The sequence below is a fragment of the Prevotella conceptionensis 9403948 genome (assembly GCF_000312305.1).
Taxonomy (GTDB): Bacteria; Bacteroidota; Bacteroidia; order Bacteroidales; family Bacteroidaceae; genus Prevotella; species Prevotella conceptionensis.
Genome location: NZ_HE999537.1, coordinates 1 through 579, shown reverse-complemented (window position 1 = coordinate 579; position 579 = coordinate 1). Strand labels below are relative to the sequence as shown.

Genomic DNA, 579 nt, shown 5'->3' with positions numbered 1-579 from the left:
GAGCACAAAAAGGGTTTTTATTTTATTTTTCATTGTTGCTTGTTTTAGGTTGTGAAGTTTAGAAGTTCACCTTTACTCCAAAGCCCATGCTGCGTTGGCTGGGGGGCATAAAGTAGTCGAACCCTTGATAATAGGTTCCCGTGTTGGCAGTCAGTTCGGGGTCGAAGGGTGCGCGGTTGTAAATCATCAGCAGGTTGTGGCCCGTTAGCGACAGATTTACTTTAAGCTTATTGGCAAACCAAGCTGTGGGCAAGTCGTACGAGATAGACATTTCGCGAAGCCTAACGTTGGTTGCGCTGTAAGTGTAATGCGCCAAAAGTCCCGTTCGTCCGCCAGCTACAACACCGTAATATTGTTCTGCATTCAGCATTCCGTTGTTCACACGCACGCCGCCGGCATCGCGAGCGTCGGCCGTTTGCTTAGACACGCCGAACTGATCCATCAGAGCCTGTGTGGCCGAAACCACCACGCCGCCCACACGTGCATCGAACATAAAGCCCAGTTCGATGCCCTTCCAAGCAAAGCTGTTGCGTAGCGAGATGTTGTATCGGGGTGCGGCAGAACCCACTTTCACAAAGT

1 pseudogene is annotated in these 579 nt (G+C 50.8%); it reads right to left on the bottom strand.

Features of this window, described 5'->3' with window-relative positions:
* Positions 1-58 precede the first annotated feature (58 nt).
* Positions 59-579: pseudogene (locus BN93_RS16170) on the bottom strand (SusC/RagA family TonB-linked outer membrane protein); the annotation flags it as partial.